Here is a 19,800-nt window from a genome sequence, read left to right as displayed (position 1 = left end):
GGAGGATGGAAGGACCGGAGGAAACATGGAGGTGGGCCGCCATGAGTGTCGCCGACGCGGTCGTGGGCGTGGTCGCCGTCGTTCTGATCGCCCTCCTGGGCCGGTACTTCTTCGGTCCGCGCCGTGCCCTGAGCGCCCGGCTGGAGGGCCACGTGCAGCGGGTGGACGTCACGGTGCGGGGCGGCTACACACCGGATGTGATCCGGCTGCGCCGGGGCGTGCCGACCGAGTTGGTCTTCGACCGGCAGGAGAGCGGCGAATGCACGTCCCGTGTGGTGTTCCCGGACCTACGGGTGAGCGCGGCCCTGCCCGCCTACCGGCGCACCACCGTCGCGTTCGTCCCGGCCGAGGTGGGCTCGTTCGGGTTCGCCTGCGGTATGAACATGATCCACGGGACCCTCCTCGTCGAACCCGACGGCGAGGCGCCCGATGCTGAGGGCCCCGGCGGGGAGGCGCCCGGCGGGGAGGGCCCCGGCGGGACGGCCGAAGCCCCGGGGGACGGAGACGGGACGGCGCCGGTCGGGCCCGTGGAGGTCCCCGGTCGGATCGAGGACCGGATCGAGGACTCGACGGCGGGGGAGGACGCCGAAGCGGCCGAGCGACAGGCCGAGATCGCGGACCTGACCCGGCGCGTGGTCACCGGCGCGGTGCTGACCGCGCCGGTGCTGTTCGCGGTGATGGCGCACGAGCTGTTCGGTGCCGACTGGGTGCCCGGGTGGATGCTCGACCACTGGGTCCAGCTCGCGCTGATCACCCCGGTGATGTTCTACACCGGCTGGCCGATTCACCGGATCGGCTGGCTGACCCTCGCGCACCGCGGCGCCGACATGAACTCCCTGATCACACTGGGCACCAGCGCCGCGTACGGGTACAGCCTGCTGGTGACCCTCGCCCCCGGGGCACTGCCCTCGGAGGTGCGGGAGGTGTACTTCGAGGCGGTCGGCGTGATCCTCACCCTGATCGTGCTCGGCCGGCTGCTGGAGGCCCGGGCGAAGGCCGGCACCGGGGAGGCGATCCGGGCCCTGCTCGGGCTCCGGCCGCGCACCGCCCGGGTGATCCGGGACGGCACCGAGGTGGAGATCCCCGTCGACGAGGTGACGGTCGGCGACGAGGTGGCCGTCCGGCCCGGGGAGAAGGTCCCGGTGGACGCCGAGGTGCTCTCCGGCTCGTCCGCGGTGGACGAGTCCATGGTCACCGGCGAGCCGATGCCGGTCACCAAACAGGCCGGCGACACGGTGATCGGCGCGACCGTCAACGGGACGGGGGCCCTGCGGGTACGGGCGAGCAAGGTCGGCGCGGACACGATGCTCGCGCAGATCATCCGTCTGGTCCGGCAGGCCCAGGCGTCCAAGGCCCCGATCCAGCGCCTCGCGGACGCGGTCTCCGCCTACTTCGTGCCGGCGGTGATCGCCATCGCGATCGCCACGTTCGCGATCTGGTTCACCGTGGGTCCACCCCCGGCGTTCACCCTGGCGCTGGTGTCGGCGGTGGCGGTGCTGATCATCGCCTGCCCGTGCGCGCTGGGCCTGGCCACGCCACTGTCGATCATGGTCAGTACCGGGAAGGGCGCGCAGGCGGGCATCCTGATCCGCTCCGCCGAGGCGCTGGAGACCGCGCACAGGCTGACCACCGTGGTCCTGGACAAGACGGGCACGATCACGGCCGGCACTCCCGTCCTCACCGACCTCCACCCCGTCGGGGACTCCCCGGAGGCCGAGTTGCTGCGCCTGGCCGCCGGTGCGGAGGCCCCGAGCGAGCACCCGTTGGCCGCGGCGATCGTGGCGGGCGCGCGGGACCGCGGGCTGGTCGTACCGGAGGCCGCGGGGTTCGACTCGGTCACCGGCAAAGGCGTCCAGGCCACCGTCGAGGGACGTGCCGTCCTGGTCGGCAGCAGGCGCCTGCTCGCCGACGTCGGCATCGACACCGCCGACCTGGAGGAGATCGCCGCCGAGCTGTCGGCCCTCGGCCGGACGCCCGTCCTCGCGGCGATCGACGGACGGGCGGCCGGGGTCATCGCCGTCGCGGACACCGTCAAACCCGACTCCGCGCAGGCCGTCACGGCACTCCGGAACCTGGGGGTCGACGTGGTGATGCTGACCGGCGACAACCGCCGCACCGCCGCCGCCATCGCCCGGGAGGTCGGAATCGGCCGCGTGGTGGCCGAGGTCCTGCCCGAGCACAAGGCCGACGAGGTCCGCCGCCTCCAGGCGGAGGGCCGGTCGGTCGGCATGGTCGGCGACGGCATCAACGACGCCCCCGCGCTCGCCGCCGCCGACGTCGGCCTTGCCATCGGCACGGGCACCGACGTGGCGATCGAGGCCGCCGACGTCACCCTGATCTCCGGCTCCCTGGCCGGCGTGGTCACCGCCGTCAGGCTCTCCCGCGCCACCATGCGCAACATCCGGCAGAACCTGTTCTTCGCCCTCGTCTACAACGCCATCGGCATCCCCGTCGCCGCCGGGGTCCTCTACCCGCTGTGGGGCATCCGCCTCTCCCCGATCATCGCCGCCGGTGCCATGGCCCTCTCCTCCCTCTCCGTGGTCACCAACTCCAACCGGCTGCGCCGCTGGCACCTCCAGCCCCTCGCCGCAGGTCCCCCGGCGGCGGTCGAGCCACTGGTGGAGGTCCCCGACGAGCAGGCCCACCCCGTGTCCGCGGAACGGCCCGCCGGTGAAACCGTGACGGACCCGGTCTGCGGGATGGCCGTCAGCCCCGCGAGCGCCGCCGAGACCCGCGAGGCCCCGGACGGCACCCGCCGGTACTTCTGCTCGGCCGGCTGCGCGGCGGCGTACGACGCAGACCCCGGGCGGTACGGCGGACGACACTCCGCCCACCGCCCTACCGAGGGACACTGAGCGTGCATTCGTGGGTCCGAAGTGGATCCGTCGGACGGGGTTGGAACACCTACCGGGCGAGCTGCGCCGGGATCGTTGACCGGACCGAGCCGGACGGGGTGCGTGGGCGGACCGTGAGCACCGTGGGCCGTTGGAAGGCGGGGGGCACCGATTCGCGGTGTCGGCAACGGACCGCGCCGGCCGGGCGTGGAGTCGTTCAGGGCAGGAGCTGCCGTACGAGCGCGTCGGCGGCCCAGCGCTCCCAGCGCTCGGGTGCCCAGCCGCGGCCGCCGACCAGCAGGGTGTACGTCTCCGGGCCGAGCACGGTCAGGGTCACGTCGGCGGCGGACCCGGCGTCGTGGCCGTCGCGGAGGCGGCCGCCGGTCTTGGCCACCAGTGCCTGGGCGAAGCGCAGTTGGACGGTGTGCCGCTGGTGCAGGTTGGTCCGCCAGAGCTCGGCGAGCTCGGGATCGGAGGTGGCCGCGGCGCGCAGGACCTCCAGGACGGGGGCCGCGCGTTCCAGGATGCGGCGGGCGCCGGACGCCTGGAGGGCCAGCTGGGCGGCCGGGTCGGGCTCGTCGAGGACTTCGCGGGCCCAGTCGCGGTCGAGTGTGGCGACGGCGTCGGTGTCGCCGGCGATCGCGGTGTCCAGGACCTCCTTCAGCACGGCGCGTTTGTTGCCGAACGTGAAGTACACGGTCTGGACGCCGACTTCGGCGAGGCGGGCGATGTCGTCGACGGTCGTCCCCGTCCACCCCCGTTCCGAGAACAGGCGCGTGGCGGCCTCCAGCATGCGGGTCCGGGTGCGACGGGTCTTCTCGGCGCGGGTGGTGGCGGCCATCGGCGTGCCTTCCTGGTCCGGTCCCGGCGGCGTTTCGTGAGGGGACTTTGACTGTAGTGACACTACAGTGTACTCACTGGAGTATGACTACAGTGAAATCACCCGGCCGGGACGCGCGGATCCTGGTCGTCGGCGGGTACGGAGCGGTGGGCGCGACGGTGACCCGTGAGCTGTCGCACTGGTCGCCGGGGTGCGCGGTGCCCGGCGGGCGCGACGAGGCCCGGGCGCGCCGGCACCGCGGGGTGCGGGTGGACGTGGGCGACCCCGAAGGCTTCCGGGCGGTGCTGGACGAACTCGGCGATGTGGCCGTGGTGGTGCTCTGCGTCGAACCCGCCGACGCCACGATCGCGCGCCTCTGCCTCGCCCGGGGGATCCACCTCGTGGACGTCGGCGCCACCCGCCGACTGCTGGAGGCCGTCGAGGACCTGGACGACCTCGCACGCGATGCGGGCGCCACGGCCGCGCTGAGCGTCGGCCTTGCCCCCGGGCTGACCAACCTGCTCGCCCGCCGCGCCCACGAGGCCGTGGGCGGCGCCGAACGGCTCGACATCACCGTCCTCCTCGGCTCCGGGGAACGCCACGGCACGGACGCGGTCCGCTGGACCGTGGACGGGCTGGGCGAGCCGGTGCCGGCCCGCTCCCTGCGGACCGACCTGCCGGGGTACGGCCCGCGGACGGCCCACGCGTTCCCGTTCTCCGACCAGCACACGCTGCGCCGCACGCTCGGCGTCCCGAACGCGACCACCCGGCTCTGCCTGGACTCCCGGCCGCTGACCGCCGCGCTCTTCGCGCTGCGCCGGACCGGGCTGCTGCGCGCGGGCCGCCGCCCGGCGCTGCGGCGTGCGCTGACCGGAGCCTTCGGCCGGGTGCACCTCGGGGGTGACGGCTTCGCGCTGCGGGTCGACGCCCACGGCGTGGACGGGCGCGCCGCCTTCGCCCTCACCGGTCGGGCGCAGAGCCTCGTCACCGGCCTGGTGGCCGCGTGCGTCGCGCGCGAGCTGCTCTCCGCGGGCCTGCCCCCCGGGGTCCACCACATCGAGCAGCTGGCGGTGTTCGCCGACCTCCCCGAGCGGTTGGGCGCCCATGGCGTCGCCGTCCGGGCGGCCGACGCGGGCTGACCGGCCCGATCCCGTACGGCGTGCGGGCGCTGCGGCACCTCAAGGGCGGGCGGTGCCGTCGTCGCCGCCTTTCACGGGTGCCTCCGATACGCCTGCGGGCCGGCCGGTCGTCGGCCGCGACGACCGTGCCGAAAGCCGGCCGGCCCGCATCCGCCGGGCGGTTCCCGGACGCGGCGGGGACACTGGAGATGTACGCCGTACGTCCGCGCGGCGAGGAGAGGTGCCGGCGATGGCTGGTCCCGGGAAACGGTCCGATGCCCAGCGCGCGAGGATCGAAGCGCTGCGTCACGAGGAGCACCGCAAGCGTCGACGGAAGATCGTCTACTCCGTGGCCGCAGGCCTCATCCTCGCCGGTGTGCTGGCCGGCGGCATCTGGGCGATCACCTCCGCCTCCGACGGCGCCGGCGACACCCAGGCCCCGATCGCCGGGGTCCAGACCTTCGGTACGCAGAGCCGGACCCACGTAGAGACCCCCGTGTCCTACCCGCAGACACCGCCGGTGGGCGGTGACCACGACCCGGTCTGGCTCAACTGCAACGGCGATGTCTACACCGAGCCCGTTCCCGACGAGAACGCCGTGCACTCCCTGGAGCACGGCGCCGTCTGGATCACCTACAACGAGAAGGCGTCACCGGCCGACGTCGAGGCTCTCGCCGGCAAGGTCCAGGGCAAGCCCTACACCTTCATGAGCCCCTACCCGGGCGAGCAGGGGCCGATCACCCTCACCGCCTGGAGCACCCAGCTGGTCGTGGAGAAGGCCGACGACCCCCGCGTCGACGACTTCCTCGCCCGCTACGTTCAAGGACCGCAGACCCCGGAGCCCGGCGCCGCGTGCACGGGTGGGCTGGCTCCGTAGGGCTCCCCGGACCGAGGCAAGGCTCCCAGGACCGAGGCAAGGCTCCCAGGACCGAACGCCGGGCCATGAACGGCTCCCCGCCTGCTCGGCCGGCCGGGGACGGGTCACAGGCGGAGGTGGGAGGCTCCGTTGAGGTCGAGGATCGTGCCGGAGGCCCAGGTGGCCTCGGGGGAGGCCAGGTAGAGCACGGCTGCGGCGACCTCCTCGGGGGTGCCGACCCGGCCGAAGGGGCTCTGGGCGCGCAGGGCCTGCCCGGACGGGCCGGTGAGGCGGTCGGCGACCCGGTCGGTGGCGGTGAAGCCCGGGGCGACCGAGGTCACCGAGATGCCGTGCGGGGCCAGGGCGACGGCCAGGGACTGGCCGAGGGCGTGCAGGGCGGCCTTGCTCGCGCCGTACGCGGGGTGGTCCGGCTCGCCGCGGAAGGCTCCGCGCGAGCCGATGTGCACGATCCGGCCGGGTGCGCCGCGGGCGATGAGGAGGCGGGCGACGCAGTAGCTGAGGTTCGCGGCGCCGAGCAGGTTGACGTCGACCATCCGGCGCCAGACCTGTTGCCAGTCGTCGTACGACACCTCGGCCACCGGGTGGGCGTTCGCCTCCGAGGTGGCCACGGCGGCGTTGTTGACCAGGACGTCCACCCCGCTGAGCAGGGCGTCCGCGGTCTCGGCGATCCGCTGCGCCGCGGCCGGGTCGCCCAGGTCGCCGTCGACCAGGACGTGCCCCTCGCCGGGCAGCGCGTTCAGGGTCTCCTCGGCCTGCGGCCGGCTCGACGCGTAGTGCACGGCGACGCGGTCGCCCCGGGCGGCGAAGGCGTGCGCCACGGCGCGGCCGATGCCCCGGGAGGCCCCGGTGACCAGGACGCCCCTCATCGGGCGAACGGCCAGGGCCGGTCGGGCAGGGTCAAGTCGTAGGCGGGGACGGCGAGATGAAAGGCGGGACGGGTCATGGTCCCACCTTGATCCTTGTCATGATCAATGTCAACATTCGGACATGGACGACGACTCCCTGGGGAAGGTGCTCCGGCGCGGCCGGCTCGCCGCCGAACACGTCGACACCGCCCGCCGCAGCCTGCTGGCCCTCCTGGAGGAACCGGGCGACGCGGCCGCCGGCTGACGGGCGACCAAGGGCAAGGCCGGAGAAAGGGGACAGGCAGGCGGCACGAGCGGAACAACCACAGGGGGCGTGTCCGCCGATTCCCTCGCGTCGGGCGGGAATCGGCGGACACGCCCCGGGGCGGTCGGTGTCGTCAGTCGAATTCGAGTTCGCGGATCAGTTCCTCCGCCTGTGGCCAGGGGCCGTAGCCGGAGCCGGGGTTGAGGTGGCCGACCGGGCCGATCCCGATCAGCCGGCTGCCCCAGGTGGCGGCCATCTCGGACACCCTGGTCGGGTGGGCGAGCGGGTCGTCCTCGCTCATCGCGACGATGCTGGGGAACGGCAGGGCGGTCCGTGGTGTCGGGGCCCAGCCCTTCCGCCGGAGCTCCTCCGGGGTGGGGTAGCCCTCCGGCAGCGGGGTGTCGAAGTCCGGCGGTGTGGCCAGCAGGGCGCCGTGGACCGGGTGGCGGGTCCGCAGGGCCCAGTGGACGGTGGTCATCACCCCGGCGCTGTGGGCGACCAGGATCGGCGGGCCCGCCGTCCGGGACACCGTCTCCTCCAGGGCGGCGACCCGGGCGGCACGGTCGAGCTGGTCGGCCTGGTCGGACCGACCGTTGTCGTCGGCCGGCGGCGGTACGGTGCGGACGTCCCGGCCGGCGGCGGTGAGCCGCTCGGCGAGGATCGTCTGCCAGTGGTCGGGGACGTGGCGGCGCAGTCCGGGGACGATCACGACCGGGGGGAGGCGGGTGGCTCTCATGCGGCCGTCTCCGCTTCGCGGGGCGCCACGACGGCACCGGGGAGGCCGCTCAGTCGGCGCAGATCCGCGGGGTAGCGGCTGCGGCCGATCAGGAAGCAGGCCGATGCCGCCAGCGCGATCAGCGGGACGAGCCGCAGGGCGCCGAGCAGACCGGTGCTGTCGGCGATCATGCCGGTGATCGCGGCCCCGGGGGCCAGGCCGAGCAGGCTGTTGGCCAGGGTGAGCGTGCCGAAGGCGGTCGCCGGGATGGCGTCCGGGGTCAGGTTGGCGACCATGGCGGCCGCCGGGCCGGCCGTCGCACCGGAGAGCAGGGCGCCGGCGCCGAGCAGGAGGAGCTGGGGCGCCCCCGTCGGCAGCCGGAACGCGGCCAGCAGGAGGACCAGCGAGCCCAGGCTGCAGGCGACCGCGACGAGCCACTTGCGGGCCGGGTCCGACCGGCTGATCCGGTCGGACGCCATGCCGCCGCCGATCATGCCGATGCCGATGAGCAGGGCGAAGACCCCCGCCGTGCCGCCGGCCTCGGCGGCGGGCATCGCGTAGTAGCGGTCGAAGTAGCTGGGCAGCCAGGCGATCAGCGCTCCGGGGATGAACAGCTGGAGCCCGCTGCCGGCGTACGCGCTGACCACCGAGACCGAGGAGAACAGCCGGGGCAGCAGGGCGCCGAGCGGTGCCGCCGCCGCCCGTTCCCTCCGCCCCGGGCGCTGCTGCCCGGGGTGGAGCCGCTTCTCGGTGACCACGAGCGCGAAGACCACGGCCAGGACCAGCCCGAAGATCCCCATGACGCCGAACGCCCAGCGCCAGCCCAGGTGTTGGCCGACGAAGCCGCCGATCGCGACCCCGAGGACCGAGCCGAACGCGCCGCCGGCGATGAAGGCGCCCGAGAGGGTGGCCCGCATGCCGATCGGGAAGACGCTGAGGACCACGGCGATGCCGACGCTGCCGTACGCGGCCTCGCCGATGCCGACGAGGAGGCGGCCGGCGAACATCTGGCCGTACCCGGCCGCCACCGCGCAGCCGAGGGTCGCCACGCTCCAGGTGGCCGCGGCGACCACCAGGCTCCGCACCCGGCCCCAGCGGTCCGCCAGGAGGGACATCGGGAAGGCCAGGACGCCGACCGCCAGCGCGACGACGCCGCTGAGCGATCCCAACTGGGCGTCCGTCAGGAGCCATTCGGCCTTCAGCAGCGGGAAGACCGCGTTCAGTACCTGCCGCGACATGTAGTCCGAGAGGAGCAGTCCGAAACTCAGCGCGAAGACCGCCCAGGCATAGCCCCGGGACACGGCCGGCGCCGGGGCCGGGGAGGTCGGAGCCGCCGCGGGCTCCGCATCGGTGTGAAACGCCATTGTTACCACCTCACCTGTTGCTGGGACGGGCTCAGAAGGGTCTGTCTCCGACGATCCCGGCGCGCTCCATCCGGCGGACGGCGGGCCAGTAGTCCTGCACGGCGTAGTGCTGGGTGGAGCGGTTGTCCCAGATGGCGACGCTGTTCGGCTGCCAGCGCCAGCGCACCTGGTACTCGGGGATCGCCGCCTGGCTGATCAGGTAGGTCAGCAGGTCGGCGGCGCCCGGGGCGAAGTCCAGGCCGAAGCGGACGTTCTCCGGGGTGTGGTAGTTGACGAAGTGCGTGGTGAAGCCGTTGACGAAGAGGATCTTCTCCTCGGTCTCGGGGTGGGTGCGCACCACCGGGTGCTCGGCGTCCGGGTACTGGGCCTTCAGCCGGTGGCGGGCCTCGGTCGGCATCACCGCGCCGAAGGTCGCCTCGATGCTGTGCCGGGCCCGCAGGCCCTCGATCTGCGTCTTGATGTGCTCCGGCAGCCGGCGGTACGCCTCGGCCATGTTGACCCAGAGGGTGTCGCCGCCGACCGGGGGCGTCGCGACGCAGCGCAGGACCGCGCCCATGGCCGGGTTCTCCCGCCAGGTGCCGTCGGTGTGCAGGGCGTTCTCGTAGTGCTCGGGCGGGCTGTCGAGCTCCTTGTAGATGCGCACCAGCCCGGGGTGGTCGGGGTCGCTGCCGGCCACCGGGTGGTCCTCCAGCGGGCCGAACCGGCTTGCGAAGGCGACGTGTTCGGCCCGGGTGATGTCCTGGTCCCGCAGGAAGAGGACCTTGTACCGGAGCAGGAGTTCCCTGATCTCGGCGAACAGGTCGGCGTCGCGGGAGGCGTCGCCGAGGTGCACGCCGGACAGCTCGGCGCCGATGGTACAGGTCAGCGGCTCGACCTTGATCGAGCGGCGGACGGACGGTCGCACCAGGGCGGGCGCGGCCGCACCGGGGAGGGCGGTCTGGGTCATGTGGTTCCTCCGGGGAGGCTGTGTGTGGGGGTCCGCGCCGGGCGCGGGATGCTCCTGTGGATCGGGGACTGCGGGTCGTGAATTGCGGATCGGGGGTCGTCTGCGGATCGTCAGAGGACGAAGACGGAGGAGCCGGTGGTCCTGCCGCCCTCCAGGTCGCGGTGCGCCTGTGCGGCGTCCTTGAGCGAGTAGCGCTGGTTGATCTCGATGCGGATACGGCCGGCGGCGACGTGGCCGAAGAGCTCGCCCGCGAGATCGGCGCGTTCCGCCGGGTCGGCGATGTAGTCGGCCAGCGCCGGCCTGGTCACGAACACCGAACCGTGGAGCGCGAGTTGCATGGCGTCGATGGGCGGGACGGGGCCGGAGGCGGTGCCGAAGCAGACCAGCAGGCCGCGCCGGCGCAGCGAGCCGAGCGAACCGGCGAAGGTGCTCGCCCCGACGCTGTCGAGGACGACCGGCACGCCGGCCCCGCCGGTCAGCTCCCGCACCCGCTCGGCGACGTTCTCCTCGCGGTAGTACACGATGTGGTCGCAGCCGTGGGCGCGGGCGAGTTCGGCCTTCGCGGCGCTGGAGACCGTGCCGATCACGGTCAGGCCGAGGAGTTTCGCCCACTGGCAGACGATCAGGCCGACGCCGCCCGCCGCCGCGTGCAGCAGCACCGTGTCGCCGGGCCGGAACGGGTGGATCCGGCGCAGCAGGTAGGCGGAGGTGAGGCCGCGCATGGTCATGGCGGCGGCCGTCTCGAAGTCGATCGCGTCGGGCAGCTTGATCAACGAGCCGGTGGGCATGACCCGTTCGGTGCTGTAGGCGCCGAGCGGGCTGCCGGTGTAGGTGACGCGGTCGCCCTCGGCGAAGCCGGTGACGCCGGGGCCGACGGCCTCCACCGTACCGGCCGCCTCCACGCCGAGTCCGGCGGGCAGCGGGGCGGGGTAGAGCCCGGTCCGGAAGTAGGTGTCGGCGAAGTTGAGTCCGACGGCCGCGTGGCGGATCCGGACCTCGCCCGGGCCCGGGGCCCCGACCTCGACCTCCTCCCAGCGCAGGACGTCGGGGCCGCCGGTCTCGTGGAAGCGGATGGCGTGGGCCATGGGGGTGCTCCGTTGCTGTGTCTCGGGTGCTGTGCCTGAGGGGGGCGGGCGGGTCGATACTTGGGGGGGCAGTACTTGCGGGGTCAGTACTTGCGAGGTCAGTACTTGACGTCGCGGAGCATGAAACCGCGCTGTCCGGGGCGGCGGTTGGGCACCATGCCGAGCCGGGCCAGGGTCTCCTCGGAGCCCGCGTAGTACTCGCCGAGGTGGTAGATCTCCTTCGCCTCGGCGCCGCTCGCGATGTCACGGCCGAGGGCGTCGGCGATCCTGACCATCTGCTCGACCTGCTGCACCGAGGTCATCCGCTCGCCCTTGCGGCCCCACAGGTTGTCCTCGTTGCCGACGCGCACGTGGCAGCCGAGGGCGATGCCGATGGCGTTCATCGGCGCCACGGCGCGCATCGAGCTCTCGATGGTGAGGACCGCGCCGTCCGGCGTGCGGCGGACGAACTCGATCAGGTCGGCGGGGTGGCGACCGGCGAAACCGCCGCCGATGGCCACGTAGTTGAGCACCAGCGGCCCGGTGTACACGCCGGAGCGGATCAGCCGCTCGACGGTCTCCAGCTGGGCGATGGTGGCGAGTTGGAAGTGCGGCTGGATGCCGTTGGCGTGCAGGCGCTTCAGGTGCTCCAGGTAGAAGTCCGGTCCGGCCTCGACGACCATGTCGCGGTACGCCTTGTAGAGGGCGGGGCCCGCGATCGAGGTGCCCTCCAGGTCGTCCGCCGTCATGATCTCGACGATGTTCATCTGGCTGGTGTTGATCGCGATCGTCACCTGGTCCGGGCGCGGGTCCAGCTCGGCCAGCAGGTGGCGGGTGTCGTAGCTGAGCCACTTGGCCTCGTCGCCCTCCTGCTCGGGGGCGAAGGAGATCGACCCGCCGATCTGGAGGACCATGTCCGGCACGGCCTCGCGCAGCCGGGCCAGCAGTTCGTTGAACATCGACATGCGCTTGGAGCCGTGGCCGTCGAGCTCGCGGACGTGGATGTGGAGGACGGTGGCGCCCGCGTTGTAGCAGTCGACGGCCGCCTGCACGTGCTCGTCCATGGTGAGGGGGAGGTCGGGTGCGTCGCCGGGCAGCCACTCGGGCCCGTAGGGTGCGGCCTGGATGACCAGCTTCTCCTGGTTCTCGGGCAGCAGTGAGTCGTCGAGGAAGTGCACGGTCCGTCTCCTTCGTCGGATGGGTGCGCGCCGGTGTGGCGCGCGGTGCCGCGGTACGGGTCGCCGAGGTGCGAATCGCTGAGGTACGGGGGCGCCGCGGTGCGAGCCGCGCGGGGCGGTGCAGCGTGCTGTGCTGTGCTGTGCTGTGCAGTGCAGTGCAGTGCAGTGCAGTGCTGCGGTGCTGGCGGTGCGGGGCGGTGCGGGTCCGGGCCCGGTGGAGGCGGCGCGGACGGCGTGGTGCTCCCGGCCGGCGGGGCGGAGGCTGAGGGTGGGCCCCCGCCCGGCCCGTCGTCGCGGGGCCGGCGGTCTCTCGCGGTGCAGCAAAGGTAGGGCCAGCCGGGCGGCGGCGCTTGACCCTCGGAGACAGCGGACTTTCCCTTTGGGGACACCCGCCGGGACTTCCGGGGACACCCGTCCCGGTTCTCCTGGGAACGCGTGTCCCGGACGTCCTGGGAACGCGCGTCCCCGGAGCCCGGCGCGGGTCAGCGCTCGGCGGCCTGCCCCCGGCGCTCCCGCCACTCCCGCGCGGTGCAGCCGAACTGCTCGCGGAACCAGCGGGAGAAGGCGCTGGGCGCCGAGAATCCCAGCAGGTCGGCGATCTCGGTCAGCGAGCGCCGCCCGTTGGCCACGAACTGCTCGGCGAGCTGCACCCGCGTCGCGTTGAGCAGCGAGGAGAACGTCTCGCCGGACTGCGCGAGGTGGCGGTGCACCGTGCGCCGGTCGACGCCCAGGCTGCGGGCCACCTGCTCGATCGAGCAGCGCCCGGTCGGCAGCAGCACCTCGATCAGCTCGCGCACCCGGTCCGGCACGGTGGTGTCCCGGGGGACGGCGATCGCCTCGAAGTACTGCCGGGCGTACGTGCGCAGCTGGGGGTCGGACATCGCGTTGGGCGAGTCGAGGTCGGCGGCGTAGAAGACGATGCCGTCGAACTCGCGGCCGAACTCCACCGCGGACCCGAAGACCCGCCGGTGGGTGCCGGTGTCCGCCGGTGCGGGGTGGGTGAAGCAGACGGACAGCGGGCGCCAGTGGGAGCCGAGGAAGCCGAGCAGGACGCGGTGGAAGGCCCCCACGGCCAGTTCGGTCGCCTGCCGGTGCTCCATGGGCTCGCCGAGGTCCAGCCCCACCTTGATCGTCGCCAGGCCGTCGCGCTCCGAGAGCCGGGTGTGCAGCACCTCGTTGTACATGTGCTCGTGCCGGAGCATGAGCCCGAGCGCGCTGCGGACGTCGGGCTCCTCCCGCAGGACGAGGCTGATCGGGCCGAGGCTGGAGAACCGGCGCAGCTCGGACATCCGCAGGCCGAAGTCCTCGTGCCGGGCGGCGGCGGCCGAGTGCTCCAGCAGGTGGACCACGGCCGCGCCGGAGATCCACCGGTCCTGGACGGCGAGGCCGGCGGCGTCCAGGCCGACGTGCTTCAGCAGCGTCCGCGGGTCGAGGCCGAGCGAGCGGCTCAGCTCGACGTAGCCGCTCAGCGCCGCGGTCCGGACCAGTGGCCTCATGGGATCAACTCCAGTCGGAGAATGTCCCCAAGTGGTAAGTCACCTGTCACCTGAAGTCAAGCGATCGGGCAGACGGACACCTAGCGTTGCACCACCGCCGAGCGGACGTGATCACCCCGCCGCATCCGGCGGACCGCCGCCACACCGTCCGCCACCGTACTCCGCCACGGCTCCCCGCCACGGCCTACCGGCGGGCCGCACCCCGTCCGCCTCCCGTACCCCGTCCGCCTCCCGTACCCGGAGCCGCCACCGGCCCGGCCCTGAAGGAGACCTCACCTTGACCAACCTCGCCTCCCTCCTGGTGTCCTCGGCCCGGGCGCACGGGGAACGGACCGCCGTCCGGCAGGACGGGACCGTCCTGACCTACGCCCGACTGGAGGACGCCAGCGCCCGGCTCGCCGGGCTGCTGCACGCCGACGGGGTCCGGCCGGGCGACCGGGTGGCCCTGGTGCTGCCCAATGTCGCGCTCTTCCCCGTCGCGTACTACGCCGTGCTGCGCACCGGGGCCGTCGTGGTGCCGATGAACCCGCTGCTGAAGGCCCGTGAGATGGCCTTCGTGCTGCGGGACTCCGGGGCCCGTACGGTCCTGACGGCGCCGTCGTTCGCGTACGAGGTCGCCGAGGCCGCCGCGGAGGCCGGGACCGGCAGCCTGGTCGTCGAGGACTCGGCCTTCGACACGCTCCTCGCCGGCATCCCGCCGCTGCACGGGGTCGCCGGGCGGGCCGCCGACGACACCGCGGTGATCCTCTACACCTCGGGCACCACGGGGACGCCGAAGGGCGCCGAGCTCACCCACCACAACCTGCTGAGCAACGCCGTGACCTGCGTCGAGACGCTCTTCCGGCTCGGCCCGGACGACGTCCTGTTCGGCGGCCTCCCGCTGTTCCACGCCTTCGGGCAGACCTGCGCGATGAACGCCGCCGTCGCGGCCGGCGCCGCCCTGACCCTCCTGCCGCGCTTCGACCCCCGGCAGGCCCTGGAGATCCTCCGGCGGGACCGGGCCACCGTCTTCCTCGGTGTGCCCACCATGTACACCGCGCTGCTCAACGGCGGTGCTCCGGACGGCGACGACCTCCCGCAGGTGCGGCTGGCCGTGTCGGGCGGCGCCGCGCTGCCCGTCGAGGTGCTCCACGCCTTCGAGCGCTCCTTCGGCACCGTCGTGCTGGAGGGTTACGGGCTCTCCGAGACGGCCCCGGTGGCCTCGTTCAACCACCCCGACCGGCCGCGCCGGCCCGGCTCGATCGGCCTTCCGGTCCGCGGCGTGGAGATCAGGCTGGTGGCGGCCGACCGCACCCCGGCCGGGCCCGGCGAGGTCGGCGAGATCGCGATCCGCGGCGAGAACGTGATGAAGGGGTACTGGAACCGTCCCGAGGCGACCGCGGAGGCCTTCCAGGACGGCTGGTTCCACAGCGGCGACCTGGCCCGGGTCGACGAGGACGGCTACCTCCACATCGTCGACCGCAAGAAGGACCTGATCATCCGCGGCGGGTACAACGTCTACCCGAGGGAGATCGAGGAAGTCCTGTACGAGCACCCGGCGGTGGCCGAGGCGGCGGTCGTCGGCGTCCCCCACGAGCACCACGGGGAGGAGATCGCCGCCGTGATCGTCCTCAAGGACGGCGCGCGGGCCACCGCCGACCTGATCCGCGAGCACGTCAGACAGCGGGTCGCCGCCTACAAGTACCCCCGGATCGTCACCTTCACCGACCGGCTCCCCAAGGGCGCCACCGGCAAGATCCTCAAGCGCGAGATCGTGGTCGAGCAACCCGCCACGACCTGACCCGGCGTCACCGCGCAGCCCGTGGCGCGGTGACGCGGCCGCTCTCCCCGCCGGGGTGGGGGAGGGCGGCCGCGTGATCGGGGTGGTTCAGGAGAAGACGAACCAGTTGAGGTTGACGAAGTCGGCGGGCTGGCCGCTGGTGAACGTGAGGTAGACGTCGTGGACGCCGGTGATCCGGGTGAGGTCGGCGGGGACGGTCCGCCAGGTCTGCCAGCCGCCGGTGTTGCCGACGGCGAAGCTGCCGACCGGGGCCGCCGTGGGGCTGCCGAGGCGGACCTGGACGAGGCCACTGATGCCGGTGGCCGCGCCGGAGGCCACCCGGGCGTCGATGCGGGTGGCGCCCTTGCCGAAGTCGACGGTGTAGCGGAGCCAGTCGCCGTTGGCCAGGTTGCCGACGTCGGAGCCGCCGCCGGTGTCCGAGCACTGCTCGGTCCGGGTGCCGGACTGCGCGCGGTAGGACTCCGCCTGGATGGTGGAGAACGCGCTCACCGCCCCGGCCGGCGCGCTGGTGCTGGTGGTCGGTGAGGGGGAGGGGGTCCCGCCGCCGCCCGAGCCGGCCAGGCCGCCGACGGTGACCACGAAGCGGGTCGGGCTGCCGGACTGCACCTTGCCCTCGAAGTCGATCCCGGAGGGGTGCACGTCGTCGTACGGGAAGGCGTAGCCGAGGCCGTCCGGCGTGGTCGCGTGCAGGATGCGCGCGTAGTGGTTGGTGCGCGGCCTGGTGTAGAACGTGCTCGGGTTCTCGCCGGTCGGCTGGAGGGCGTTGTCCAGCAGCGTGGTGCGGTTGAACGCGGCGGCCAGCCGGGCGCTGAGGTTGCCCATCAGGTCGTTGCCGGTGGTGAACGGCGCGTCGCTGCACGAGAAGACGGCGCGCGTGGAGGGCCGGGCGAAGCTGCCGACGCCGGGGAAGGTCAGGGTGTCGCCGTTGACCCGTCCGGTCACGGTGCCCCAGGTGTACTGGGTGTCGATCCGCAGGTCGGTGGTGCGGTACTTGGCCCACACCTGGTCGACGTAGGAGTCGAAGTACCCGCCGAACAGCGCGTTGTCACCGCGGATCGCCAGGTTGGGGCTGAGGACGCGCAGGTCCGAGCCGCCGCGGTTGACGACCAGCCGGCCCCAGTCGCCGCCGTCGGCGCCGGACTGCGCCCGCAGCGCGCCGGCCACCCGGGCCAGGCCGTCGGAGGGGAGTCCGCGGACCGTCTGGGTTCCCTGCGGGGTCTCCAACTGGAAGGCGATCGGCAGGCAGACCATGTCCACGAAGGTGATGTTCGCGAACAACTGGTCCTTGTTGAAGGTGAATTCGCAGAAGTCGTGGCGGACGGCGATGTTCGGGTCGCTCGGGTTGGCCACCGAGGGCAGGGCGAGGCCGCCGCCGCGGTTCATCAGGAAGGTGAGCTTCGCGCCGACCGAGAAGTAGATCCGGCCGCTGTCCAGGTGCGGCAGCGTGACCCGGCGGGCGCCCGCGCCGGAGGCGTTGAGCGCGATGGCGCAGTCCACGCCCAGGGGCGTCTGGTCGTTGGCCGGGTTCGGCGGGTGGTGGAGGCTGACGCCGTCGGCCTGGACGAAGGCCCAGTTGCCGCCGGCCGCCGGGTCGCGGCCGACCACGTAGGCGTAGACGGTGTTGTTGCCGGTCGTGTTGACCAGGTCCATCGGCAGGGTGGCGGCGGTCTGCGCGCCGGCGGTGGCGGTGAGCCAGGTCGCGGTGGCGGGCACCGCGATGGCGGCTCCTGCGGCGACGAGCAGCGTCCGGCGCGAGATCGGCGCGCGGTGGCGAGGGGTCATGGTGTGGGGGTCCGTTCTCCGCGGTGCGTCGCGGCATGTCGTGGTGCGGCACGTCGACGTGCGCTGCGGGCGAGGGAGTGAGGGTGGGGAGGGCCGCGCGGTCGGCCGGACGCTGCGGCGGCCGACCGTGCGGGAGGGAGGAGGGTGATCAGGGGCCGTGAGGGGCGGCCCGAGGTCCTGGGAGGGTGGTCAGGGGCTGTGCGGGGTCAGCCCAGGGTCCACTTCTGGGCGCCGGTGCCGTTGCAGGTCCAGAGCTGCAGACGGGTGCCGTCGGCGGAGGAACCGCCCTTGGCGTCGAGGCACTTGTTGGAGCCGGGGTTCACCAGGTCGCGCCCGGAGGTGTACGTCCACTTCTGGGCGCCGGTGCCGTTGCAGGTGTACAGCTGTACGACCGCGCCGTCGGCGTGCGAGGAGCCGGCCACGTCCAGGCACTTGCCGAGCGCCCGGACGGTGCCGTCGGTGCCGACGGTCCACTGCTGGGCGGCGTTGCCCGTGCAGGTGTGGAGCTGGATCGGGGTGCGGTCGGCGTTGGAGGCGCCGGCCACGTCGACGCACATGCCGCCGATGCCGACGATCGGACCGGTGCGCGGGGTGCCGCCGCCGTTCCCGCCGGTGATGTGCACGTAGTCGATCACCATGGTCTGCGGGTAGGTCGAGGAGCCGTCCGGGCTGCCCGGCCAGTCGCCGCCGACCGCGAGGTTGAGGATCACGAAGAACGGGTGGTCGTACACCCAGCGGTTGCCGCCCAGGTCCGCGGGGGTGCGGGTCTGGTAGGTGTGGCCGTCGACCGACCAGGTGATCGCGGTGGGGCTCCAGTCGACCGCGAAGACGTGGAACGCGTCCGCGAAGGCCTGACCGGCGGGCAGGCTGTACGCGGCGCCGATGCCGCCGGCGCCGGAGTAGCCCGGGCCGTGGATGGTGCCGTGCACGGTGCCCGGCTCGCGGCCGATGTTCTCCATGATGTCGATCTCGCCGCTGTTGGGCCAGCCGGCGGAGCCGAGGTCGTTGCCGAGCATCCAGAACGCCGGCCAGATGCCCTGGCCGCGCGGGATCTTGATGCGGGACTCGAAGTGCCCGTACGCCTGGGTGAAGGTGCGGGCGGTGTTCAGCCGGGCCGAGGTGTACTGGCAGGTGCCGTACCAACAGCCCAGACCGGGGTCGGTGTTGCGCTTGGCGGTGATGACCAGGTGGCCCTGGCCGTCGAGGGCCGCGTTGCCGGTGCCCCCGGTGTAGTACTGCAGCTCGTGGTTGCCGTTGCCGGAACCACCGGTCTCCAGCGTCCACTTGGCCGGGTCGACGGCCGCGCCGGCCGGTCCGTCGAAGTCGTCGTTCCAGGTCTGCGCGGCGGCCGGGGCGGCGTCCGCGGCCGCCGCGCCGTCGGTCCGGGTGGCGGCCTGGGAGCCGTTGGGGGAGAGGCCGTTGATCAGGGCGGCGGCCACCAGTGCGGTGGCGATGAGGAAGGCGAGGCCGCCGAAGGACCAACGGCGTTTGCGATGGGCAGCTGCCATGGATTGCACCCTTGTCTAGGGAGGAGGGGGGTCGGAAGCCAGTGAGAGCGCTCTCTTGACTGACGTGGCGTCGCCGGTAGGCCACGATGTTACGGGCGAGTTATCGCCATGGCAATGTCAGACGGTTGAACATGAAACGCCTGTGACCAGGGGTTTTTGATGAAGCCTCAAGACTTAAGTCTCTTTTAAAGTCTGGATCACGCCGGAGAAAGCTTCGAGGACCGCGGAGAGCGCTCTCGGTCGATCGTCGGACGCGGAGGGTGACCGACAGTGGTGCATGACACAGTGCGTCGTGTGGATCCGACCACCGAACCGGCGGCCCGGCCCGTCACCGTTCGACGGCGGTCTCCCGATCCCGTCACCGTCCTGTCACACCCGACCGTTCGGGGAACCGGCGCCGCCACCGCGGTGTGTACGGGGCAGGTGCCCGCGCCGGGCCGGCACCACGGGATCCTCCGGGGGACGTCATGCAGGACACGCGGTACGGGAAGAAGGCCGCCCGAAGAGCAGGGGTCGCCGCGGTCACGGCCGCCACGGTCGCCCTGGTGGTCACGGCGTGCGGGCCGGGCGACGACGGGCCCGCGGCGACGGGGGCGGGCGCGGCGCCGTCGGTGGTGGTCACCACCTCGGCCGCGCCGGGTGCCACCTCCCCGGCCCCCGCCAAGGGTGGCACGCCCTCCGCGGGCGCCGCGTCGTCCGGTGGCGCCGCAGCGTCCGGCAGTGCCACGGCGGGCGGGGCGACGGCCCCGCTCTGCTCGGACCGCGACCTGAAGGTGGAGGCCCGTCAGGCGAAGGAGCGCCCCCCGGGCACCGGGATCGGCGCGGCGGTCGTCTCCTTCACCAACACCTCCGCGCGGCCGTGCAACCTCCAGGGGTTCCCGACGGTGGCCGGAGCGGGCAACGGCGCCCCGGACAAGAACACCCCGCTCGCGGTGACCCACTCCGGCCCGGCCGCCCCGGTCCGGCTGATCCCGGGCGGCAAGGCCTGGGTGAAGCTCACCTTCGTCCAGGTCCAGGGCGAGGCCGACGGCTACTGCGTCTCCGGGGCCACGCCGGTCGCCTACCCCACCCTCGTCCTGGGCCTGCCCGGTGCCGGATCGCACCAGGTGGCGCTGGCCGACGGCCTGTTCGCCGAGTGCGACAACAAGGTGACCACCACCGCGCTGCTGCCCACCATGCCGGCCTGACGAAGACCCGGTGTTCCCGGG

The 19,800-nt window shown here is 73.2% G+C and carries 16 protein-coding genes; 6 read left to right on the top strand and 10 right to left on the bottom strand.

From position 1 onward, the window contains the following. The first annotated feature begins 41 nt into the window (after nucleotides 1–41). Nucleotides 42–2,855 (top strand): heavy metal translocating P-type ATPase, encoded by a 2,814-nt coding sequence (locus tag ACWEQL_RS03460; RefSeq protein WP_452148471.1) that lies wholly within the window; start codon nucleotides 42–44, stop codon nucleotides 2,853–2,855. 196 nt (nucleotides 2,856–3,051) lie between these two features. Here ACWEQL_RS03460 and ACWEQL_RS03455 read toward each other — a convergent pair whose 3' ends face one another. Further along, the gene (locus tag ACWEQL_RS03455) at nucleotides 3,052–3,675 is read right to left on the bottom strand and encodes a TetR/AcrR family transcriptional regulator (RefSeq protein WP_452148470.1); all 624 of its coding nucleotides are present in this window, start codon (nucleotides 3,673–3,675) and stop codon (nucleotides 3,052–3,054) included. Nucleotides 3,676–3,758: 83 nt separating this feature from the next. On the opposite strand from ACWEQL_RS03455, the gene ACWEQL_RS03450 reads away from it, so the two are divergent. Continuing rightward, nucleotides 3,759–4,793 (top strand): saccharopine dehydrogenase family protein, encoded by a 1,035-nt coding sequence (locus tag ACWEQL_RS03450; protein WP_452148469.1) that lies wholly within the window; start codon nucleotides 3,759–3,761, stop codon nucleotides 4,791–4,793. 229 nt (nucleotides 4,794–5,022) lie between these two features. Next, entirely contained in the window at nucleotides 5,023–5,649 is a 627-nt protein-coding gene (locus tag ACWEQL_RS03445) for a DUF3105 domain-containing protein (RefSeq protein ID WP_452148468.1), read from the top strand. Nucleotides 5,650–5,753: 104 nt separating this feature from the next. Here ACWEQL_RS03445 and ACWEQL_RS03440 read toward each other — a convergent pair whose 3' ends face one another. After that, nucleotides 5,754–6,515 carry an SDR family NAD(P)-dependent oxidoreductase gene (locus ACWEQL_RS03440; RefSeq protein WP_452148467.1) on the bottom strand — a complete coding sequence of 254 codons (762 nt, stop codon included), beginning with the start codon at nucleotides 6,513–6,515 and terminating at the stop codon, nucleotides 5,754–5,756. 121 nt (nucleotides 6,516–6,636) lie between these two features. Between ACWEQL_RS03440 and ACWEQL_RS03435 the strand changes: the two genes are divergently transcribed. Beyond that, a complete protein-coding gene (locus ACWEQL_RS03435) occupies nucleotides 6,637–6,759 on the top strand; it encodes a hypothetical protein (RefSeq protein ID WP_452148466.1) in 123 nt (40 codons plus the stop codon). 133 nt (nucleotides 6,760–6,892) lie between these two features. Here the strand turns inward: ACWEQL_RS03435 and ACWEQL_RS03430 are convergent, their stop codons facing one another. The 6 genes from ACWEQL_RS03430 to ACWEQL_RS03405 form a co-directional block, all read right to left on the bottom strand. Further along, the gene (locus tag ACWEQL_RS03430; RefSeq protein ID WP_452148465.1) at nucleotides 6,893–7,495 is read right to left on the bottom strand and encodes an RBBP9/YdeN family alpha/beta hydrolase; all 603 of its coding nucleotides are present in this window, start codon (nucleotides 7,493–7,495) and stop codon (nucleotides 6,893–6,895) included. After that, nucleotides 7,492–8,838 (bottom strand): MFS transporter, encoded by a 1,347-nt coding sequence (locus ACWEQL_RS03425; RefSeq protein WP_452148464.1) that lies wholly within the window; start codon nucleotides 8,836–8,838, stop codon nucleotides 7,492–7,494. Before ACWEQL_RS03425 ends, ACWEQL_RS03430 begins: the two co-directional genes overlap by 4 nt. Nucleotides 8,839–8,869: 31 nt before the next feature. Continuing rightward, nucleotides 8,870–9,784, bottom strand: coding sequence for a TauD/TfdA dioxygenase family protein (locus ACWEQL_RS03420; RefSeq protein WP_452148463.1), 915 nt, complete (start codon nucleotides 9,782–9,784; stop codon nucleotides 8,870–8,872). A 110-nt stretch (nucleotides 9,785–9,894) separates the two neighbouring features. Then, the gene (locus ACWEQL_RS03415) at nucleotides 9,895–10,869 is read right to left on the bottom strand and encodes a quinone oxidoreductase family protein (protein ID WP_452148462.1); all 975 of its coding nucleotides are present in this window, start codon (nucleotides 10,867–10,869) and stop codon (nucleotides 9,895–9,897) included. A gap of 98 nt (nucleotides 10,870–10,967) precedes the next feature. After that, on the bottom strand, nucleotides 10,968–12,026 hold the full coding sequence (locus ACWEQL_RS03410; RefSeq protein ID WP_452148461.1) for a 3-keto-5-aminohexanoate cleavage protein: 1,059 nt from the start codon (nucleotides 12,024–12,026) through the stop codon (nucleotides 10,968–10,970). 482 nt (nucleotides 12,027–12,508) lie between these two features. Next, the gene (locus ACWEQL_RS03405; protein WP_452148460.1) at nucleotides 12,509–13,522 is read right to left on the bottom strand and encodes an AraC family transcriptional regulator ligand-binding domain-containing protein; all 1,014 of its coding nucleotides are present in this window, start codon (nucleotides 13,520–13,522) and stop codon (nucleotides 12,509–12,511) included. A gap of 277 nt (nucleotides 13,523–13,799) precedes the next feature. On the opposite strand from ACWEQL_RS03405, the gene ACWEQL_RS03400 reads away from it, so the two are divergent. Continuing rightward, entirely contained in the window at nucleotides 13,800–15,302 is a 1,503-nt protein-coding gene (locus tag ACWEQL_RS03400; protein WP_452148459.1) for a long-chain-fatty-acid--CoA ligase, read from the top strand. An 87-nt stretch (nucleotides 15,303–15,389) separates the two neighbouring features. Here the strand turns inward: ACWEQL_RS03400 and ACWEQL_RS03395 are convergent, their stop codons facing one another. Beyond that, nucleotides 15,390–17,084 carry a beta-1,3-glucanase family protein gene (locus ACWEQL_RS03395; protein WP_452148458.1) on the bottom strand — a complete coding sequence of 565 codons (1,695 nt, stop codon included), beginning with the start codon at nucleotides 17,082–17,084 and terminating at the stop codon, nucleotides 15,390–15,392. Between the two features lie 206 nt (nucleotides 17,085–17,290). Then, entirely contained in the window at nucleotides 17,291–18,592 is a 1,302-nt protein-coding gene (locus ACWEQL_RS03390; protein ID WP_452148457.1) for a ricin-type beta-trefoil lectin domain protein, read from the bottom strand. 467 nt (nucleotides 18,593–19,059) lie between these two features. On the opposite strand from ACWEQL_RS03390, the gene ACWEQL_RS03385 reads away from it, so the two are divergent. Next, nucleotides 19,060–19,779: a DUF4232 domain-containing protein gene (locus ACWEQL_RS03385; protein WP_452148456.1), complete on the top strand. Its 720-nt coding sequence runs from the start codon at nucleotides 19,060–19,062 to the stop codon at nucleotides 19,777–19,779. Nucleotides 19,780–19,800 lie beyond the last annotated feature (21 nt).

It is taken from the genome of Kitasatospora sp. NPDC004240 (assembly GCF_053603215.1).
This window is presented reverse-complemented; position numbering and strand designations above follow the sequence as displayed.